Source organism: Pedobacter puniceum (assembly GCF_009674685.1).
Classification (GTDB): Bacteria; Bacteroidota; Bacteroidia; order Sphingobacteriales; family Sphingobacteriaceae; genus Pseudopedobacter; species Pseudopedobacter puniceum.
The window spans coordinates 145,898-166,660 of sequence record NZ_WKJI01000003.1 but is presented as its reverse complement, the minus strand read 5'-3'; the positions used below and the strand labels follow the sequence as shown (position 1 = coordinate 166,660).

Sequence of the window (20,763 nt, the reverse complement as noted above, 5' to 3'; positions counted from 1 at the left end):
TGCTTTATGCTTAAAAAAGAGCGTTATCAAGAATTTGTAGCTTATTTTTCAAAACATCAGCCACAGGCAGAAACAGAATTACATTATAGCAATCCGTTTGAATTGCTTATTGCTGTTATCCTATCAGCACAATGTACAGATAAGCGCATCAACCAAATAACACCAAAACTTTTTGAGCGATACCCAACACCAGAATCTTTAGCAGCATCAACTGCAGAAGAAGTTTTTACTTATATACGCTCTGTTAGCTATCCCAACAACAAATCAAAACATTTGGTAGGTATGGCTAAAATTTTAGTAGAAGAATTTGGTGGTATTGTACCAGAAGATGTAAAAGATTTACAGAAAATGCCTGGTGTAGGTCGTAAAACGGCCAATGTTATTGCATCGGTTATTTATAATGCCCCTACCATGGCGGTAGATACACATGTTTTCAGAGTCTCTAATCGTTTAGGTCTAACATCTGCAGCAAAAACGCCTTTAGCTGTAGAGAAACAATTAACCAAATACCTACCTCAAGATAAAATACATATTGCACACCACTGGCTTATATTACATGGCAGGTATGTTTGTATTGCTCGCAATCCTAAATGCGAAATTTGCCCAATCAGCTATTTCTGCAAATACTATGCTTTACAAAATACACCAGCTGCTTTACTAAGAAAAGAACAAGCTGAATTAAAGAAGGCAGTGCAAAAGAAAAAGCTTGCCCAAAAGAAACAACTAGCTAAAGCGTTGAAAAAAAGAGCTGTTAAATAATTTTCTATTCATTACATTTGAGAATAAGAGAATTATTTTATATTTGCTAAAAAAATTAGTATTATTGTTTTTTCATATTCATTAAAAGATATACATGAGTGCCTCAAACGAAAAATTAAAAGCCCTACAGCTTACGCTGGATAAACTAGAAAAATCATACGGTAAAGGCACCGTAATGAAATTAGGAGATGCTGCAATAGAACCAATGGAAGCTATTTCTACAGGTTCTATTGGTTTAGATATAGCCTTAGGAATTGGCGGTTTACCAAAAGGTAGAATTATAGAAATATATGGGCCAGAATCATCTGGTAAAACAACTTTAGCAACACATGTAATTGCAGAAGCGCAAAAAGCTGGTGGTATAGCTGCTATAGTTGATGCCGAGCATGCCTTTGACCAATTTTACGCAAAAAAATTAGGTGTTGATATAGAAAACCTTTTAATCTCTCAGCCAGATAATGGTGAGCAAGCCTTAGAAATTGCCGATAACTTAATTCGTTCTGGTGCTATAGATGTGATTGTAATTGACTCTGTTGCCGCCCTTGTACCAAAAGGAGAGATAGAAGGCGAGATGGGTGATTCTAAAATGGGTTTACAGGCTCGTTTAATGTCACAAGCTTTAAGGAAATTAACTGGTACCATTAATAAAACTAAATGCTGCTGTATCTTCATCAACCAATTAAGAGATAAAATTGGGGTGATGTTTGGTAACCCAGAGACTACCACGGGTGGTAACGCATTGAAATTTTACGCTTCTGTACGTTTAGATATAAGAAGAATATCACAGATTAAAGATAGCGATGAGGTTTCTGGTAACCGTGTTAAAGTTAAAATTGTTAAAAATAAGGTAGCTCCACCTTTCCGTATTGCCGAGTTTGACATTATGTTTGGCGAAGGTATTTCTAAAGTAGGTGAAATTATTGACCTTGGTGTTGATTACGGCATTATTAAAAAAGCAGGTTCTTGGTTTAGCTATGGCGATACCAAATTGGGCCAAGGAAGAGACGGTGTTAAACAATTATTACATGATAACCCAGAACTTTCTGACGAACTAGAAGCTAAAATTAGAGAAGCTGTTATGGCTGCTCCATTAGAAGAGAAAGAGTAATCTTTTCTCTTCATATATTATACAAAAGCCTCAAAAAATTAATTTTTTGAGGCTTTTTTGGTTTTGCCGAAGAAAAAGGAAGTAACTCCCGTTATTCAAATCACTCAACATAGTGGTTATATATTATCTAAGCTAATATACCTTACTGAAATCTTTTATTTTATGTGATCAAAATTCGACAAACCACCTTTTACTTCTTTCTGTTTAATAAAATACCAAACCTTATATTTCCAATAATCGTCATTGCAGAGGTATCTTCAAGATAATAGCCATTACTTACAATTTCATTATTAATAGGATCGTAATAAAAATCTGTAGCAGGACTTTTAGCCTTATAATATCCAACACCTAAATCTATATTGATGTGAAAATTATCTTTAAAAGTACGTTGAAAACCCCATACAGGCCCTACGGAAAAATAACTCGCTTGTTCATCTAATTTATCGGGCCAATCTGGAGAAAGTACCCCTTTTTGGTAGGTTAAAGATAAAGCCAAATAATTTCCAGAATTATGAAGTATAGATTTTCCCTTTTTTTGTCGCTCTTCTAAATTATAATAATACCTTCCTGTTAAATAACCAAATGGTATTAAATCAAAACTCGACTCACTTACACCATCATCTCCTATTGCAAAAGTAAGTCCTGCTGTTGCTGACAAAGACATATGATTATTTAATGCTCGCTCGTAGGTAAAACCAGGTAACAGAAAGCCCATAGATAAAAGATTCTTTTGAAGTCCTGCTTTACTTGTAGAACTAGTATCTCTACTACTCGTTTGTGCATCAGCGCTAAAGAATAAACCTGTTAAAAAAAGAATTAAGTAAATTTTTTTCATCGTTTCAAATACATTAATAAGTTAGCATTACCTCAAAATAATCATTTTAAATACCCAGATTGTTCAACGGCAAAAGCTAAGTAGATGTGTTTGATTATGTTTCTTGGTAAATGATAAATATATTCTTTTAATTCAAACTATCAAAGTTGATGCAATATATAGCGTAAGAAGCCTTTAGTTTTGTAAAGATTTTTAGTTTTTTAGGATAAGAAAAAGCCGATAGACTATAAAAAATAAAGCCTCACCATTTCTAGTGAGGCTTTCCAGAACTCCCCTTATTGACGAAAGATGCAGCTATAATTCGATGATTGAGCTTGTAACTATCAGGAGATTGTAGAGATGAAATTCAGCAACATTACAAGGTTTTTTTAGGTCGTGGTTGTACACTTTCTTGTATAAGTTTGATGCTTTTCTGAATTTGCTTGTCGATATCTTTAATTCTACTGATTTGATGGATAATATTACGCTTTTTACCTGGCGTCAAGCTTTCAAAAATTGTTTTTAAATGCTCATCTTGTTCAATAAGGACTTCTAGTACTTCAGGCATATCAACACCTAATGGATTGGGGTCTTCATTTAACTCAAAATGGATTTCATCTCCTAACTTTTTTTGAACATTGGCTAGATTACTGTTAGATAAAATAATGAAAAAATTTCCATCTCCTAGGTGATTAAGTCCACACTGGAAAGTCAAACTATCTTCAAGTGTAAAAAGAAAACGCGTATGACGCTTATTTTGAAATTGATTGATGATATCTGCGTCAATTTTCAAAAAGAAGTAACCCCCTTTCCTTTTTTCTAGCTGTCCGATTGTTTGATGACTTTTAAACGTTTTCATTTTCACAAAGATAGAGAGAGGTATTTAAACTAAAAAAGCCATCATTTTTGATGGCTTTTCTTGTTTGGCTCCCGAAGCTGGGCTCGAACCAGCGACCCTCTGATTAACAGTCAGATGCTCTAACCAGCTGAGCTATTCGGGATCATGTATACAAAACGGGTTTGTTACTGTGGCGCAAATATATCAATTGATTTTTATTCTAGAAAAAAAATCATCAATAATATTCACAATTTTAGAAGCTAAAAAATTCAATCATCTCATCTGTTTGATATACAGATTTTTCCATAAAAAAGCCCGATATTTTCATATCGGGCTTTTATAGAAATTTTATCATTTTAAGATTTCATAACACCAATGGTATTGCCATTCCAGTCTGGAAATAATTGAGCATGATCATTTACTTTCAAATGTTTTGCAGCAACTTCACTAAATACACTTCTAAAATCTGTAGTTACAGCTAAATCTCTTCCATCTTCTAAATTTTCTACAGATAATGGTGCCACTTTACCATGTACTAGGCCACCTTTAACATCATTACCTAAAATAAAATTACATGAGGCTCTTCCGTGGTCTGTTCCACCAGTTCCGTTTTGTTTAACGGTACGTCCAAATTCTGTCATCGTCATTACCGTAACATCATCTTGTAAAGTGCCCATATCTGTCCAAAAAGCCATAATACTCTCGCTTAAATCATTAACATTTCTAGCGAAAATACCGGTATCTGTACCTTGGTTAAAGTGGGTATCCCAACCACCAGACTCGGCGAAAGCCACCTCTAAACCAACGTTCATTTTAATGAGCTGAGCTATTTGCTTTAAAGAATTTCCTAAAGATGATGTAGGGTACACGGCGCCATTTGCTGGCTTATAATTTTTAGTATCGGTTTTTTGAAGCATTTTAATAGCCTCAAAACTTTCTTTACCTGTATTTTTCAATAGCTCAGAAGATGTTTGATCGTATAAATCTTCAAAATTCTTAGCCGCCATATTAGCGCTGGCTTGGTTTCCTCTCATTTGAATATTAAAATCTTGGAGATTACTGATAGCTAAAGAAGGGTTATCCCCATAAAAAGAACGAGGTAAAGAAGATGTTAAACTTACTGCCTGAAATGGTGTAGCCGCCTCATGACCAAGTAAACCCACCGCTCTGTTTAACCAACCACTAGATGTTCCCTTTTTAAAAGGTGTACCAGACTCCATATAATCTTGAGCATCAAAATGAGAACGAGTAGTATTTGGCGAGCCAATACCATGTACGATAGCCATCCTTTTGTCTCTAAAAACCTGCTCGAAAGCCGCCATTGATGGATGCAAACCAAAATTACCGTCTAAGTCTATCAATGGTTTTTTATTTGCCGCTTTAACTGGCGACATAAATAAAGTTGGTCTTGCAGCCTTTAAATATTCATCATTAAATGGCGTTACAGCCATTAAACCATCCATAGCACCACGTTGAAAAATACACACTAGTATTTTACGGCGTTGAAATAAACCTGGCTCTCTAATACCTGCAACTGCTTCTGATAAAAAGGTTGGAATACCTCCAATACCTATCCCAAAAAGAGCTAAACCACCTGCTTTTATAAATCCTCTCCTTGATGTCATATCCTTAATATTTTAATTTCTTATTTACGTTGAAACTCTGGCGAACCAATAATAACCCCAACTACTTGAGCTAACATGTTGCTACCTGCATTAGCCTGTATATTTGCTTTTGGCTGAGTTGACTTTACTTGATTTTTCTCTTTCATAGTTTGCATGCCCATCATATCTTCACCTAAAGAAGCTTCTTCATTCATCATCATATTCTCGGTTCTTACCTGATTTTTGTTGGCTGCAGCTTCTACTTTCTTAACCAATTCTGGGTCGTTCACCATAGGCTTCAACCTTTTAACAGTTTCATGTATGTTGCGCTCTGGCATCATAATCTTACTATAAGTATATAAAGCTGCTTCCGCACTTTCGGGCTCTCTATTTTGGTTTAAAGCCTGGATATTGAATTTTACCCCCGGTATTCTTTGCGATGCAATAGCTAAACCAAAATTCATTCTGTTTAATAATGAACCCGTATTTATCCAATAAGCGGCTCTATCTGGGAAACCGGTTGGTGCTTGGTAATAATATATTTTTTGCCCCATTTTATTTATCCATGTAAATAATTGATAAGGCTGGGTAATCTCTGCATCGAGGCTTCTTACAGCACTCATGGCTAACTCAAAAGGAGATTTAGTTTTCTCTCTTAAAGCTTCTTTATTCCAAAACTCTGGAGCTGTAACCATAGTTATCATCACTTCTCTTAAATTGCCTTTTTTCTCGCGGAAAGTTTTAGCCATTTTATCGATAAGACTTTGTGGGGGATTATCACTTACAAAACGTACTGCCAATTTGCGTGAAATAAATTTGGCTGTTGAAGGATGATTGGCTAGCATATTCAATAAAGTAACACCTTCTTCATAACCACCACCCTCTGGGAAATATTTATCTAAAACGGTTTTCTCTCCTTTATCATGACGATTTGGTACAAACATAAAATCGCCATCAAATACATAACCAGCACTTAGAAGTTTCTCTCTGGATGAATTTTCCATAATCTTTTTCATCCCATCAGAGTAGCCATCATTCATAGGCGCTATCGTCCAACCGGTTAATACACGGGCAGCTTGGGTAACATCTTGCTGACTGTAGCCACCATCAACACCTAAAGTATGCAACTCCATTACCTCTCTGGCATAATTTTCATTTAAGCCTCGGTTATTGTTAGCTGGTTTTTTAACTTTTGCATTTTTAGGCATCTCCATAGGGCCGGCACTAGAAAAATTATCTAAATACCTTAACATTGCCGGAGATTTTGCGGTTGCTAGTAGTAAAACATTAAAATCCTGAAATACATTCGGGCGAATAACATCTCGCTCATAGGCCGGAATAAACTCGGCACATTGTCCTTTATCTAAAGAAACATTGAAATGGTTAAACCAAAATTCGGTTAAAACCTCTTGAACCTGATTTTGTGAATAAGCGGCTCTTAATATCTTTTGACTTATAAATTGTCTATAAAGCTCTTGTTGAGGTCTTAAGCCTTTTTCATCCATATATTTTTTGATGATTTGGCGATAATCTGCTCTGTTTTGGTCAACAGAATCTTTATGAACATAACCATCTTTAATGGCCATTCTTATAGCTAACCCACCTCTTGGATATTTTTCTACTACCTGTGCGTTAGAAAGTTGAAGTGCATCATACTTATCTAGCATCTGCTTTAGCTCTTTATCCTCTAAATTTGCTTTTAGTTGGCTGGCAAACCATTTCTCTAGCCCTACTTTTAAAACAGCATCTATCTCACCAGGCTTAATACCATAAGTAAATCTGTTTAAAAGATGAGCTGCGGCTTCACGCTCTGTTAAACCTGCCTGCTTGTAAGGAAAAGAAAATTTTGCTCTTACAGACTTTTCTTTTGTAAAAGAAGCTAACACCAATAAACTAGTTACTATTAGTGCGCTTATACTTAAATAACGAAAAGCAATTTTCATAAATCTGAGGTTTATATATGATAACAATGTATTTAAGACAGAATTAAATGGGATAGGTTTAACCAACGATGAAAGAGGAGAATTTATTTCAGAGAAAAAGGGTAAAAAAAAAGCGTCCTCAAACTAGAGAACGCTATTAAAAATTCGATAAAATATTTGAAATTAGCCTAATACCGGCTGATTGACAGAGTAATATTTCAGCTCTATAATATCATTAGGAAGAGCTTTTGTATTCCAATGTTGATGAATGGCCACCGCAGCTCCTAAAGCAGTTGCTTGAGCCATGGAGGCGGCATAAACTTCTATCTGAGGGAATGCTCTTGCCAATAAATTCATATAAATGGTATTTTTTGAAAAACCACCATCTACAAATATTTTCCTTATGGTAGAACCTTTTATGATTAAAGCTGTGGATTGCGATTGTAAATCAATAATATCTGCCACTAATTGATGATAGGCTTCTTTTTCATTTGCAAAACTGCTTAAATCTCTACCTCCAAATTTAGATTGCTTAGGTAAAATTGCTGATGCTTGATCTTCGTTTTTAAAGCGCTCTTTTAATTGAGCTGCCAATTGAGCATCAAAAGGCATGGTTCTAAAAATAAGAGCATCAACCTTAAAATGTGCTGCTATTCTTTTGCTTTGCTGTTCTAACTCGAAGCCTGCAAATAATCTTGAAGCTTTTACTGGTTTTCCATGATAAGCTATATAAGCCAAGCAATCGTTCTCTAACTCTTGCGAGGTTAAAGGGCTTTCGTTAAACGGATTAAGACTAATACACCAAGTACCAGTAGAAAGCAATACAAAAGGCTCTTTAAAATTTACCAAATAAGGAATCAAAGCTGCCGAGCTATCATGCAAGCCTACACCTGTTTTATAAGTTTTGCCCATAAAAGAGGCTTCAATAACATCATCAGCAGGAAAAATCTTTGGAAGCTTTTCTACCAATTGTTCATCGTAAACCCATTGGTGATAATCTTTTTTATTAAAATCCCACAGTTGGGTATGGCATCCAATACTGGTCATATCGGTAAAATATTTACCAGTGATTAAATTGCTCATGTATTGCGGAAGATGCAAAACGTATTTTATCTGCTTAAAAATATCAGGTTTTTGATGCTTGATACGGTACAATTGCATACCAGAGTTTAAACTCCCCGAAGCTGGCGATGCCGTTTCTTGTGCTATTTTTTGTGGGCTGCCATGTATTTTATAAAACAGCTCTTCTAATTCTTTTGGATAAGGTTTTAAATAATTGTAAAGTGGCGTTAAGGGTTTTCCTTCCTCATCAAGGTATACAAAACTTGCCCCGTAAGTAGAAAAATTAATGGCTTTGATATCGTATTTATTGATTTTTAAAACTTCATTTAAAGAATCAAAAACTGATAATCTAAGGCTGTCTAAATTCTCGCAGCTGTCTCCATCTTCGTCTTTGGTTTCTAAAAAACGAGCCGATTTTTCATAAACAATATGGTATTGCTCATCAAAAAGGAAAAGCTTTTTATTGGTTTTACCTACATCAAAAACAGCAATAACGGGAATAAGCATTTTTTAAGTTGAAAGTATTAAGTTAAAGGTTGAAAGTATTAAGTTTGAAAGTGAAAAGTTTAGAGTTTAAAGTCTTCAATATAAATCGTCATTTAAACTCTAAATTCTTCAGAAATCAATCTAAAATCGTAATTCTAAAATCTAAAATATTAAAGTCCGGTTGCTACCGTTACAGCTCCTCTTTCTTTGATAAGTTCTTGTCTTACGGCTAACTTTCTGTAAGCTGCTACCGGATCTAGAGCTGCACCAGAACGTAAACGAGCTTCTGCTACAATTGCTCTAACATCGGTACGGAAAACATTTTGTAATAGCTCTTGACATTTAACCGTATCATTTTCTTCTTGAGCTTGTTGTAAAGCTGTTCTATCAACCAATAAAGCTTGTGTATAAGCAATCATGATAGCTTCAACAGACTGTAATAAATCTTCTAATGGATCTTTTACGTTATGCGATGCATCAATCATCCAACCTAAATCTTTGGCGTGGTTCATGTTTTTAGCATCCATACCTTCTACCAATTCGTTAAATATTAAGAATAACTGATATGGTTTTAAGCTTCCTGCGGTTAAATCGTCATCGCCATATTTAGAATCGTTAAAATGGAAACCGCCTAGTTTACCTTCCATCAATAATAAAGAAACTATTTGCTCTATATTGGCATTTGGTAAATGATGACCTAAATCTACCAAAGTATAAGCTTGAGGGCCTAGTTTATTGGCAAATAATAAAGACTGTCCCCAATCACCAACGGTCATCGAATAGAAATTTGGTTCGAAAGCTTTATACTCTACAAACATTTTCCAGTCTTTTGGTAAAGCAGCATATATTTCCTGCAAGCTTTCTAAAGTATTTTGAAAAGCTTTTCTGAAGTTTAATTGCCCAGGAAAGCAAGAACCATCTGCTAGCCAAACGGTTAAAGAATCTGAACCTAATGCTAAACCTTGTTGAATAACTTCGATATTATGCGCTATAGCTTGTTGTCTTACCGCTTTGTTTACATGCTGTAATGAACCAAATTTATAGCTCAACTCTTGTCCTTTTTGATCTTGAAAGGTATTAGAGTTCATAGCATCAAAACGTAAACCATGACTTGCCGTAAGATTTTTTATAGCGTCATAATCTTGAGGGATATCCCAAGGAATATGTAAAGATATAGCACCACTAGATTGGTTTAATTTATGTAATAAGCCAATATCAGCAATTTTTTCTTCTAGGTTACGAGGCTCGCCACCACCAGAAAACCTGCCGAAACGCGTACCACCCGTACCTAAAGCCCAACTAGGGATAGCTATTTGGAAATCAATTAATTTTTGGATAACAGCCTCTACTTGAGGAATTTCTAATTTAATAAAATCAAACCTTTTTTGATGTGACGCTTGATTATCGCTATTATGTTGGTCTATCTGACTTTTTTCTATCAACATGCTTGTAATTGGTTTTTATTAATGTAATAAAAAATAACCGATTAAGAAACCGTAGCAATTGTTCTTAATCGGTATTTAATTGCTGCTTTTTATCTTACAAATGCCATGGCAACACCACCATCAACATTTAGCACATTACCGGTTGATTTATTTAATAAACCACCAGCAAATGCGAAACAAGCGTTAGCAATATCTTCTGGTAAAATAATCTCGTTTAATAAAGTACGTTTTGCGTAATAAGCAGGTAATTCTTCTACTTTAACGCCATAGGCTTTTGCTCTGCCTTCTGCCCAGCCACCAGCCCAGATATTACTATCAGAGATTACAGCATCGGGGTTAACTACGTTTACACGGATTTTATCAGCACCTAATTCTGCAGCATTTAATCTGCTTAAATGTAATTGCGCTGCTTTTGCAGAACCATAACCAGCGTTATTTGGACCAGAAACTAAAGCGTTTTTGCTCACAATATTGATGATATCGCCACCAATATTTTGCTTACGCATAATTTCTACACCTGCTTGGGTAATTTTAAATTGGCCTTTTACCAATACATCGTAAAGTAAATCCCAATCTTTATCGGTATGGTCTTCTATAGATTTTGAAATAGATAAACCAGCATTATTTACAATTAAATCTACCCCACCAAAAGCCAAAGCAGCTACTTCTAAAGCTTCTTGTATTTGGCTATCATTGGTAACATCTAAAACTGCTGTTGTATAAGAATCTTTACCATAAAGCTTTTTAAACTCTTCGCCAGCACCAGCTAAACGCTCTGCATTCATATCGTTTAAAATAACTACAGCGCCTTCTTCTACAAATTTCTTTGCAATAGCTTTACCTATACCACCGGCACTACCTGTAATTAAAGCAATACGCCCTGATAAAGCCTTTGGCTTAGGCATACGTTGTAATTTAGCTTCTTCTAGCAACCAGTACTCAATATCAAAAGCCTCTTGTCTTGGTAATGAGGTATATTCTGAAATAGCTTCAGCACCTTTCATTACATTAATAGCATTAATATAAAATTCTGCCGCTACACGGGTAGTTTGTTTATCTTTTGAGAAAGAGAATAAACCTACACCTGGGTATAATATAATTACCGGATTAGCATCTCTTATAGCCGGGCTATTATCATGCTTGCAGGTCTCGTAATAATCGGTATACATTTTACGGTAAGCCTCAAATGCTGGCGCTAATTGCTCTTTTATAGCTTTTACGTCTGATAAATCTTGCTCTGGCTTTAAGTCTAATACTAAAGGACTAATTTTAGTTCTTAGGAAGTGGTCTGGACAGCTGGTTCCTAGTGGTGCTAACCTATCTAAATCATGAGAATTGATAAACTCAAGTACTCTAGCATCATCAGTAAAATGCCCAATCATACTTCTTTCGCTTGAGCAAAAACCACGTAAAATAGGTGCTAAAGCAGCAGCTTGTTTCTTACGTTGGTCTTCTGGAAGGCTTTGTATTTTTTGTCCACCAAAAACAGGTCCTTTTTTACCATAATTTTGCTCTAGGTATTCTGCACATTTCTCTATCACCTCTAAGGTATTGATGTAGCTTTCGTAAGCTGTATCCCCCCAAGTAAACAAACCATGCGAGCCCAGCATAATACCCTTAATACCAGGGTTTTCATCTAAACATTGCTTTAATTGTAAGCCTAGTTCAAAACCTGGTTTTTTCCACTCTACCCAACCAATTTCTCCGTTGAATAATTCTTGAGTGATTTTTTTACCATCTTTTGCTGCTGCTATAGCAATAGCCGCATCAGGATGTAAATGGTCTATATGTTTAAATGGTAAAAAACCATGCAAAGGTGTATCAATAGATGGTGCTTTAGAAGCTAAATCGTAAATACAATGGTTAAAAAGTTCAACCATTTCATCCTCATAAGCCACACCACGGTATATATTTTTTAAATTACGTAAACGGTCTACATATAAAGCTGCTAAGCCGCTTCTTTTTAGTGTACCTATATCTCCACCAGAACCCTTAATCCACATGATTTCGGTATCTGCTCCTGTTAACGGATCTTTTGCTATAGCTTTACAAGATGTATTTCCTCCACCGTAATTAGTAAGCCTTAAATCTGCTCCTAATAAATTTGAACGGTAAATTAATAACGCTACTTCATCTCCTGCTAGCTTTGCTGCTTCGGCTTCATCCCATAAATAGCTTACGTGTTTAAATTGCTTTGTATCAAAAGACATAATATGCTGGTTTTTATTGTTTTATTATTTGATTGAGTTTCCGTAGCCCACAATTAAAATAGATAGGATAATAAATAGTATACCTACTATAACGGTAGTAAGGGTTTTACTTTTTACACCTTTCCATTCTTTAAGGATTAAACCCCAAAGGTTGGCTATAAGAATGATAAATGCCATGTGTAATATCCACGAACTTGGACCATTCCCTAATTTACTTTCACCCATGCCGTAAAAGAAAAATTGTAGAAACCAAGTGGTGCCTGCTAATGCAGAGAAAATGTAGTTTTTTAAGAGAGGCGTAGCAGCATTGGTATAATCTCCGAAAGTTTTATTGCGGAAATTTAACAACATACACCAAATAAAATTGGTAGTTAAACCACCTAATAAAATTACTACATAGGTAACATTATTTTGAAATAAAAATTCGCCTTGGTTAGGGTTATTAGCTTTCCACACTTCATTTGCTGTAGAAGCCATGTCTTTACCTGCATCAATACCGAAAGCAAAACATGCACTTAAAACACCAGAAACTATAGCTACAAAAAGTCCTAAACCTATTTTAAATTCATTGTTAGCAGCGTCCTTTTCTGCAGCATTTAAATCTTTCTCTTTCATCATACCTGCTTTTCCGCAGATGATAATTCCGAAGATACATACCAGAATGCCTAATAGTACCATCTGTCCCCAGGTGTTGTTAATCAAATCTGTAAAAGAATCTTTACCCGGACTAGGGTATAAATCATAATAAAAAGAAGGGATTAAAGCTCCAAAAATAGAACACAAACCTAAAATGATAGAACTGCCTAAAGAAACGCCTAAATACCTAACTCCTAAACCATAAGTTAAACCACCTATTCCCCATAAAACCCCGAAAAAATAAGTTAAACCTAAAATACCACCATCAGTAGCGGCGATAATACCGGTAAAATCTGGTATGGTTAAATAAGCAGCTAATGGAGGTACAATAAGCCAAGAAAATATCCCCCCTACTATCCAATAACTTTCCCAAGACCAACCTTTAACTTTTTTGTAAGGAATGTAAAAACTACCGGAAGCAAAGCCTCCAATAAAGTGAAAAATGACGCCTAATAATGCTTGCATGTATAATTCGTTTAACTTATTATTGGTAGGGCTAAAATATGCACCTAACTACGTTAAACTGTCATGTACCATCATGTATCTTTTATAAAGACGCTCTTAAAGTAAGGTAAAATGGAACCTCGCGGTGAGCCGAGATTTGATTTTTTATCATTTCTGCGGCCATTGTTCCCATCAATTTAAAATCTGTAGAAATGGTAGTGATTCCGTTAAGCAATAATTTTTTCAGAGGTGTTTCATTATAAGAGATGATACCTACTTCTTTACCCAGCTTAAAATCTAAAGAAACAATTTTCTCTATCAAGGTTACAAGGTCATCCTCCATCAAATTAATATAAACTTCTCCTTTTCCTATCGGCTCTGTTTCTATATCGTGTACGATACGATGGGTAAAAGCATACTGCTGACAGAACAGCTTAAAGCCATCGATAATTTCTGTAGGATAATAACTTTTATCTGGAAAGATTAATTTTAAGGTGTGATATTTAGAAAGCTCTTCTTTAGCTTGATTAAGTGCTTGGTAGATATCCTGCCTAAAGTTTTCATAAACGGCAGAGAAATTACCTGCTATACCATCAATTTTTTTATCTAATAAAATGAGTTTATCTGCCGGTATGGTATTGATAATTTGATAAGCATCTTCGCCCCCCTCCATAAAATGGGGTATAATCACATAATGCGAATAATCATTACGCTTGCTTTGGATAAGCTTTTTAAAGATAGCGTATTCATTATTATAGATGTAAAAGTCTATAGCGGCGTCTTCTCCTAAGGCGGCAACAAAAGCATCGTAAATAATTTTTTTATGTGCCGATAGCTTATTGAAAAGTAAGAAAACCCTAATTTTCTTTTTAAAATCTGTATTCCCGATATAATAGCCTTTACCCGGTACAGAAACCAGAATATTCCTTTTCTTAAGATATTTATAGCCTTTTTCTGCCGTATCTCTAGAAATATCTAAAGCAAAACTTAATTCGTTTATAGATGGCAATGGATCATCCTTTTTAAGCTTAGCATTTTCTATTGCAGCTATAATAGAATCACATAGCTGCATATATTTTGGTGTTGCAGAATATTCATCTATTTGTATAAGCTTAAAAAAATTATCTGTCCGCATAAATCAGAAACGCAAAGAAAACAAAGGTTTATACAAATGTAGGTAGAACAAAGTAAAATGTCCTACCAACATCTGCTTTTAATTGAATATTGTCTCCACAGTTTTGCCTTTAAAGCCATCATCGAGCATTTTTACACTTATTTCTTTTTGATTAACCTTTAAAAGAAGTTTCCCTTGCTTTTGTGTGGGGTCTGCTGAATTTAAAATCCACTGTTTACCCTTTTTGCTTAGCATGTAAAGACCAGGGCTTTTAAAAGAAATTTCTGCAAAACCTTTGATATTGAAAGTCTGAGGTTCATAAATAGCAAAATAAGCTTGTTGTTTATCCTTCTGAAATAAAACTTGTGCTCCTTCGTCATTAGCTACAATTTCAAAACTTACTTTGTAATTTTCTATTTTACTTAAAGTAGTATTTGGTACAACTAAATAAGCATAATTTGTTTGCTTAAACTGCTTACCATGCGCTATCTCTAGCGTAAAAACAGGTGCTTGTTGTGCTTTATCATTACTAAAAGTTACAGCAATATCTCCCCAACTACCTTTTTGATTTTGATTAGTTAGCGTTAAAGAAGTTCCGTTTAACGGGATATAACCTATCTGGTTGTGATAAACCCATTTTATAGACGATGAAGAAAAGCGCTTCCCTAACCATAAACTATCTTTTTTAAGATCTTGATATACTATGGGCCCTTTCGTATAAACTTGATTAACTGTAGTAAAAACAGAATCATTTTTTAAAGGTTTTATGGCTGCTCCTAAACAAACAATTTTATCTTCCAGATGAAACCATGCTTTATTACCGGTTAAAGAATCTCGGTTTAACATGAAGGCTGTTAAACCTGTTTTGCCATTACTAACTGCTCCGGTAAAATCGCCTTGGTTTCTAAAACCAGAGATAGTAAGAACTGGTAATGGTTTTGTATTTTGATAATTGGTAACACCCGGAAGTTTTTTCCAATTCCAAATTGGGAAGATATCATCATACTCGTCTCCTTTAACATAGATAAAGTTAGTACCATCTCCTATATGATAACCTTTTAAATTTTCTCCGTTTAAAGCCTCGGTAGCTTGCACTCTTTCTGAAGACATTTTTACAGAAGACATCCAATTTTGCTGACGATGGATAGTCATATCCGAACGCCAAAAATGCCTATTTCCAGTTAAAGATGATGGTTGATGAGCTTTATAATTATTGATGATAAACTCTTTATATAGCGATGCATTTGCCGGGTCTATATCTATCATATCTAAAACACCTCCGGTAAGAGAATTTGATTTTGATGTTAAAACTTTCTTAGCAAATTGTCTTCCTAAAGAGTTGATATCAAAATAACCTCTCCAGCTTACCCAATTAAAACCTTGTATAACTAAATTTCTAAGGATAGCTAGTTTTTCATCATCTAACTGTAATTTGGTAGATGAACAAATTCTTGCCCAGAAACTCATGGTAGTTACAAAGCCTTGCCCGTAGTTACCAAACTGCAATTGCGGTCCATGCTGATGAAAGCTGTAATCTGGCTGGATACCCTCTTCGGTAGTCATCCTCAACTCAGAAAAAATAGTATCTCTTGCTCTTTTAGCTAAAGCTTCATCTTCTATCAAAATGGCTTTGTATAAGATATTTCCAGCTTGCCATACTTTATTTTGCCCCGTTTGTTTAAAAGAAGAGTTATTAAGTATGGCTACTGCTTGTTGCATTTCTAGGGCAGAAAGCTCATGTTTTAAGAATATAAAAGCTACACCTAAAGTTTTAGGTATCCCAATTTCGTTATACCACCAATTTGAAGAAACCAATTTAGCATTAAACCAAAAAGCTAAAGCTTGATGCAAGGTTTCCTTAAGTTCTTTGTTCTGGTAAAAGGCAGATTTAGGATTACTGTAAATAATACTTAACGCTAAAACCCTGTCTGCATGTTCTCTTGGTGCCCAAGCTGCCTTTCTACTGTCTTGATAATCAATATCTGCCCAGCTACCATTAGCATTAAAGGTTTTCTTATAGTTATTGATTAAAGCCTGCTCTTTAACATTTTGCTCCATATCATAAGGCTTGCTGCCTTTTACAATATGGTCTATAGCATAAGGAGCCTGATGAGCATTTGTATAATAAGCTTTGATATTATCTTCTAGTTTCTTAAAAAGGTCTTGTTGGGCATTTACATGAAACAAGCTTAAACTTAAAATAGTAATAAGTAAATATTTACAAGTCTTTACCATACTTTTATTTATTTATTTAATAATGCCCAATTACCACTATAATAAGCTTTATCTAATTGGCTTACCAAAGTTGTATTGTTAGCTGCTTTTGCTGCGTGTCTTAAATCCTGATAGATATAAAAACCTAACCAATAACCGTATTGATATTTCTCGTTAACAGAGTTTGGTTTTTTGTAAAAAGCATACCAATCTGTATTAAGATTATGTTTTTTTGCTACTTCTAAAGCTGCTAAAGCCTTGTTCCAAATGTTATTAGCAACTTGATTAAATAATTTTTGTAACCCTTTATGGTTTAGTTCTGCCGAATTAATAACCGCTTGTTTATCATCAATACCTAACGCTTTTAAAGAAACTTTATCTTCAAACTTTTGGTCTCCATCTAAATCATATTCAATTACATCTATGAAGCCGTTATTATCAGCATCAGTATATTTTACAGTTGCAAATACATCTATATTTTTTTGCATTCTTCCGGGTCTCCATCTATCATAAATACCACCAAAACCTTGGAATGAGAAAGCGTTTTGGTCTATCCTCCAAGCGCCCCATTCGGCACCATGAAGGTGAATTCTTCCATCAAAAGCCGCTATATAAAGGTTTCCTTTACCAGAGTTATCCATATCAAACTCGCCTCTATCGCCAATAACGTCTGCTTGCAGGTTATTATCCAAACCGCCTTTACCACCACCAGTTTTAAACAAATCTAGAGGGTCATAAAACTCCACTCGCTCCCAACGGTTGCAATCATCATCTTCATCAAAAACCAATCGAGCTTCCTGCCAATCGCCTTTTTTGAAAATCATGTCATAGGCTACATATCTATCCGGATAAAATAAAGTATCTATCTCTCTCCAACGTTTATCAAAGAAATACTTATTAGCTTCTGGTATACCTTTTAACTTTTTAAAAGTATGGGCTTGGTCTGTATAACTAAATCCTTTGCCTTTAAGCAATAAGCTCATATCAAAATCAAACTCGTTACCCGGTGCATTGTCATTGTCTAAATCCCAGGTTGGGGCAGCATAAGTTATCATTCTGCTGTATTTAGCATCAATTTCTTTATCTAGCTTATCAAAACCATTGGCAATATTTTTTGCTTCTGATGAATCTCTAAAAACGGGTATATCTAACAAGCGGATAGCCATTTCAGACAAACCATCTTTATCAAAATCATAAAAAATGAAAGGATTTTCCCAGTTATAACGTAAATCATCTATCCTAAAGCTTGAACCATGCATTTTTAAGAAGGTAGAATTGCCGTGGTAATCGTAGAAAAAGTTTGCATGACCTATGTGCTCCCAAGCTTCCATGGCAATTTTGTTCCAATCTACATAGTGCATAATTTGGTCTTTGTCATCGTCCATGATGTACATAAAATCGGCCTGCCAATCAAAAAAATTACGCTTTTTAGCACTTCCGTTGTTTACAATCAATTGTATATCGGCTTTGCCATCGTTATTTTCATCTGTCCAATCTATACTAAAATCTAGAGGGCCGGCAAAAATACCGTCTATATTTTTATCTATTAATAAGCAGTCGTCTACAGTATCTCCTTCTTTATCCCCTACCTTCATATTGTCATTATCATCAATCCAAATAACAGGAATTTTACCGTTTAACATCGCTTTTAAAACATCCGGGTCACCGTCTTTATCTAAATCTTCATAAGTAATATTGGTAATTTGAGGTTCAAAACGCCACGGAATAAGCTGTGTTTTACTATTCCAATATGGAACAGCACTTTTCTCTTGTGCAACTGCCTGTATAGTGGCTAATACTAAAGCTATTAAAGCAATTCTTTTCATGCTGAATATGTAATTAATTGTTTAAGGAATGAGATAGTTTATTGATTTACCCAAAGCTTGCCCTTTAGGTAAAGCTATTTGATGTGTTTGATTCTTTAATTGAAACGTTATCTCTGATAGTTTTTGTGTTGGGTCTGCAACGGTGATGTTCCATTTAGCATTTTCTTTAGCCAGCAAGTATAAACCCGCTTGCTCAAACTTGATGTTTCCCAATTTAGGATGAGAGAAATTATAAGGCTGGTAAATCACAAAAGCAAATTTATCATCCTTCGTAAAGTTTATAATTTGTGCCTTAGCACTGTTTTCTAAAACTTTAAAATCGGGCTTATAGCTTTTAACTTCCTTTAAGCTAACCCCAGGCTGCATAAAATAGGCATAATTGGCTGCTTTTGGCATTTTACCATGATTTACAAATAAGGTAAACATATCTGCCTGTAACTTATCTGTATTGTAAACTTTAGCAATCTCTCCCCAACTACCTTTTTGTTCTTCTATTTTTAAAGATAATGGCAATTTACTTAGGTTATGATACCCTATTTTATGGTGATAAACCCAATCTACATGATTTAAACTCTTACTTTTTGATACTTCTTCAAGCTGCTTAGCTTTTACGTAAACCTTACCATTTAAGTAAGTTTGATTGATGGTACTGGTAACTGCATTAGCATTACCAGATTGAATATCGGCACCTAAAGCAATAACACCATCTTTGGTATAAAACCATGCTTTTTTAGCTTTTAAACCATCTCTATCTAAAGAAAAAACAGATATCCCTTCATTTTTATGAGATAAGCCCCCAACAAAATCAGAAGGGTTTTGGTAGCCTTTAAAAGTTAATAAAGGAAGCGCCTCTTTACCCTCGTAACAGGTAACACCCGGTAACTTTCGCCAATCTAAAAGTGGGAAAATATCATCATACTCGGTACCGTCTACCATAATATAGTGGGCCCCATCAGCCAAATAATAGCCTTTAAGATTTTCATTATTACCAGCCTCGCCACCTATAACACGGTTAGAAGACATTTTAAGCGATGAAAACCAATCCTTATTTCTATGGATGGTAAAATCAGAATACCAAAAGTGCTGATGACCTTCTAATGTGTTTGCCGCCGTTGCTTTACCAAAATTCCTTTGAATATAAGCCGCATAAAGTTCTTGATGCTGTGGATCTATCAACATCATATCTGCCGCAACAAAGCCCACACCTAATGCCTTATTCTTTAAAGCATTCTTAAAAAACTGCCTCCCTAAAGAGTTTACATCAAACTCGGCTTTCCAAGATAGCCAGTTATAAGCCTCAGAAAATAAATTTCTTAAAATACCTACCTGCTCTGGATTAAAAGCTAAAGGCGTTTGGTTAAAAACACGCCCCCACATAGACATCCCAATGAAAAAAGACAATCCGTAATTTCCAAATTGTTGTTGCGGCCCGTGTTGATGAAAGCTATAATCGGGCTTAATGCCTTCTACATTAGTAAGCACAATTTCAGAAACAATGGTATCTCTTGCTTGTTGGGCCAACTGCGCATCATTTAACAAAATAGATTTGAATAAAACATTTCCGGCCAGCCATACTTTGTTTTGCCCTGTCATTCTAAAACCAGCGTTATTCATCACTTCTATGGCACCTTGCAATTCTTCGGCAGATAATTCATTTTTAAGCATAACAAAGGCAGGGCCCAATGTACGCGGCAAGCCAATTTCATTATACCACCAATTTAAGCATACTGGCTTTGTATGAAACCAAAACTGTAATGCTTTATGTATAGCTGTAGAAATTTCTTTTTTATTGTAAAACGCTGATGATGGATTCTTATAAGCTTTTGTTAATAACAACACCCTATCGCCATGTAGTTTGGGCTCCCAACCGCCACGTTTTTCGTCTTTATAATTGATATCTGCCCAGCTACCATTTTCACTTTGCGAGTTGATGATTTTTAAAACATCTTCTTTCTTAATTTCCTTCTTCTCATAAAGCTCTATAGTACCTTGGTCTGATGCTTGTTTATCTATCTTTAAATTCTGCAATGCAAGACTTAAGTTCTTGTCTTGCTGCTTATTCATTACGTAATAGTCTTGTATGTTCATTGCAAGAACATCAATAAGATTAGACTGTCCGTATACGCTACCTGCTATGAATAAAAACAGTAGGAGCATCATTTTTTTTGCCAAGCTAGATTTCTCTAAACTAAATACAAACGTTTGCATAATTAGAATATGGTTTAGGCCTTAATAAAATAGTTTAATAAATTGGTTTGGGGCAAATAATTCTGCGTAGTTA

The 20,763-nt window shown here is 35.0% G+C and carries 14 protein-coding genes and 1 tRNA gene; 2 read left to right on the top strand and 13 right to left on the bottom strand.

What is annotated here, in order from left to right:
- The first annotated feature begins 6 nt into the window (after nucleotides 1-6).
- Together nth and recA are read left to right on the top strand one after the other, a co-directional pair.
- The gene (gene nth / locus GJJ64_RS12070; RefSeq protein ID WP_039452918.1) at nucleotides 7-759 is read left to right on the top strand and encodes an endonuclease III; all 753 of its coding nucleotides are present in this window, start codon (nucleotides 7-9) and stop codon (nucleotides 757-759) included.
- 94 nt (nucleotides 760-853) lie between these two features.
- Complete coding sequence (recA, locus tag GJJ64_RS12065; RefSeq protein WP_154288035.1) at nucleotides 854-1,867, top strand: recombinase RecA; 1,014 nt, start codon at nucleotides 854-856, stop codon at nucleotides 1,865-1,867.
- Nucleotides 1,868-2,057: 190 nt separating this feature from the next.
- On the opposite strand, the gene GJJ64_RS12060 is transcribed toward recA, so the two are convergent.
- The 13 genes from GJJ64_RS12060 to GJJ64_RS12000 form a co-directional block, all read right to left on the bottom strand.
- Nucleotides 2,058-2,702, bottom strand: coding sequence for a hypothetical protein (locus GJJ64_RS12060; RefSeq protein ID WP_154288034.1), 645 nt, complete (start codon nucleotides 2,700-2,702; stop codon nucleotides 2,058-2,060).
- Nucleotides 2,703-3,057: 355 nt separating this feature from the next.
- Nucleotides 3,058-3,540, bottom strand: coding sequence for a YdeI/OmpD-associated family protein (locus GJJ64_RS12055; protein WP_154288033.1), 483 nt, complete (start codon nucleotides 3,538-3,540; stop codon nucleotides 3,058-3,060).
- Between the two features lie 65 nt (nucleotides 3,541-3,605).
- Nucleotides 3,606-3,682 (bottom strand) — tRNA-Asn (locus GJJ64_RS12050).
- Between the two features lie 193 nt (nucleotides 3,683-3,875).
- Nucleotides 3,876-5,144, bottom strand: a complete 1,269-nt coding sequence (locus tag GJJ64_RS12045; RefSeq protein WP_154288032.1) for a DUF1501 domain-containing protein — start codon at nucleotides 5,142-5,144, stop codon at nucleotides 3,876-3,878.
- A gap of 20 nt (nucleotides 5,145-5,164) precedes the next feature.
- Entirely contained in the window at nucleotides 5,165-7,066 is a 1,902-nt protein-coding gene (locus tag GJJ64_RS12040; protein WP_154288031.1) for a DUF1800 domain-containing protein, read from the bottom strand.
- A gap of 162 nt (nucleotides 7,067-7,228) precedes the next feature.
- Nucleotides 7,229-8,614, bottom strand: coding sequence for an FGGY-family carbohydrate kinase (locus GJJ64_RS12035; RefSeq protein WP_154288030.1), 1,386 nt, complete (start codon nucleotides 8,612-8,614; stop codon nucleotides 7,229-7,231).
- Between the two features lie 149 nt (nucleotides 8,615-8,763).
- Entirely contained in the window at nucleotides 8,764-10,038 is a 1,275-nt protein-coding gene (locus GJJ64_RS12030) for a sugar isomerase (protein WP_154288029.1), read from the bottom strand.
- Between the two features lie 89 nt (nucleotides 10,039-10,127).
- Nucleotides 10,128-12,248 carry a bifunctional aldolase/short-chain dehydrogenase gene (locus GJJ64_RS12025; RefSeq protein WP_154288028.1) on the bottom strand — a complete coding sequence of 707 codons (2,121 nt, stop codon included), beginning with the start codon at nucleotides 12,246-12,248 and terminating at the stop codon, nucleotides 10,128-10,130.
- Nucleotides 12,249-12,272: 24 nt separating this feature from the next.
- Nucleotides 12,273-13,349 (bottom strand): L-rhamnose/proton symporter RhaT, encoded by a 1,077-nt coding sequence (gene rhaT / locus GJJ64_RS12020; protein ID WP_154288027.1) that lies wholly within the window; start codon nucleotides 13,347-13,349, stop codon nucleotides 12,273-12,275.
- Nucleotides 13,350-13,431: 82 nt separating this feature from the next.
- Nucleotides 13,432-14,463, bottom strand: a complete 1,032-nt coding sequence (locus GJJ64_RS12015) for a GntR family transcriptional regulator (RefSeq protein WP_154288026.1) — start codon at nucleotides 14,461-14,463, stop codon at nucleotides 13,432-13,434.
- A 78-nt stretch (nucleotides 14,464-14,541) separates the two neighbouring features.
- Nucleotides 14,542-16,677 (bottom strand): polysaccharide lyase family 8 super-sandwich domain-containing protein, encoded by a 2,136-nt coding sequence (locus GJJ64_RS12010; protein WP_154288025.1) that lies wholly within the window; start codon nucleotides 16,675-16,677, stop codon nucleotides 14,542-14,544.
- A gap of 8 nt (nucleotides 16,678-16,685) precedes the next feature.
- The gene (locus GJJ64_RS12005; RefSeq protein WP_154288024.1) at nucleotides 16,686-18,482 is read right to left on the bottom strand and encodes a hypothetical protein; all 1,797 of its coding nucleotides are present in this window, start codon (nucleotides 18,480-18,482) and stop codon (nucleotides 16,686-16,688) included.
- A 21-nt stretch (nucleotides 18,483-18,503) separates the two neighbouring features.
- Complete coding sequence (locus GJJ64_RS12000; protein ID WP_154288023.1) at nucleotides 18,504-20,690, bottom strand: polysaccharide lyase family 8 super-sandwich domain-containing protein; 2,187 nt, start codon at nucleotides 20,688-20,690, stop codon at nucleotides 18,504-18,506.
- Nucleotides 20,691-20,763: the final 73 nt, after the last annotated feature.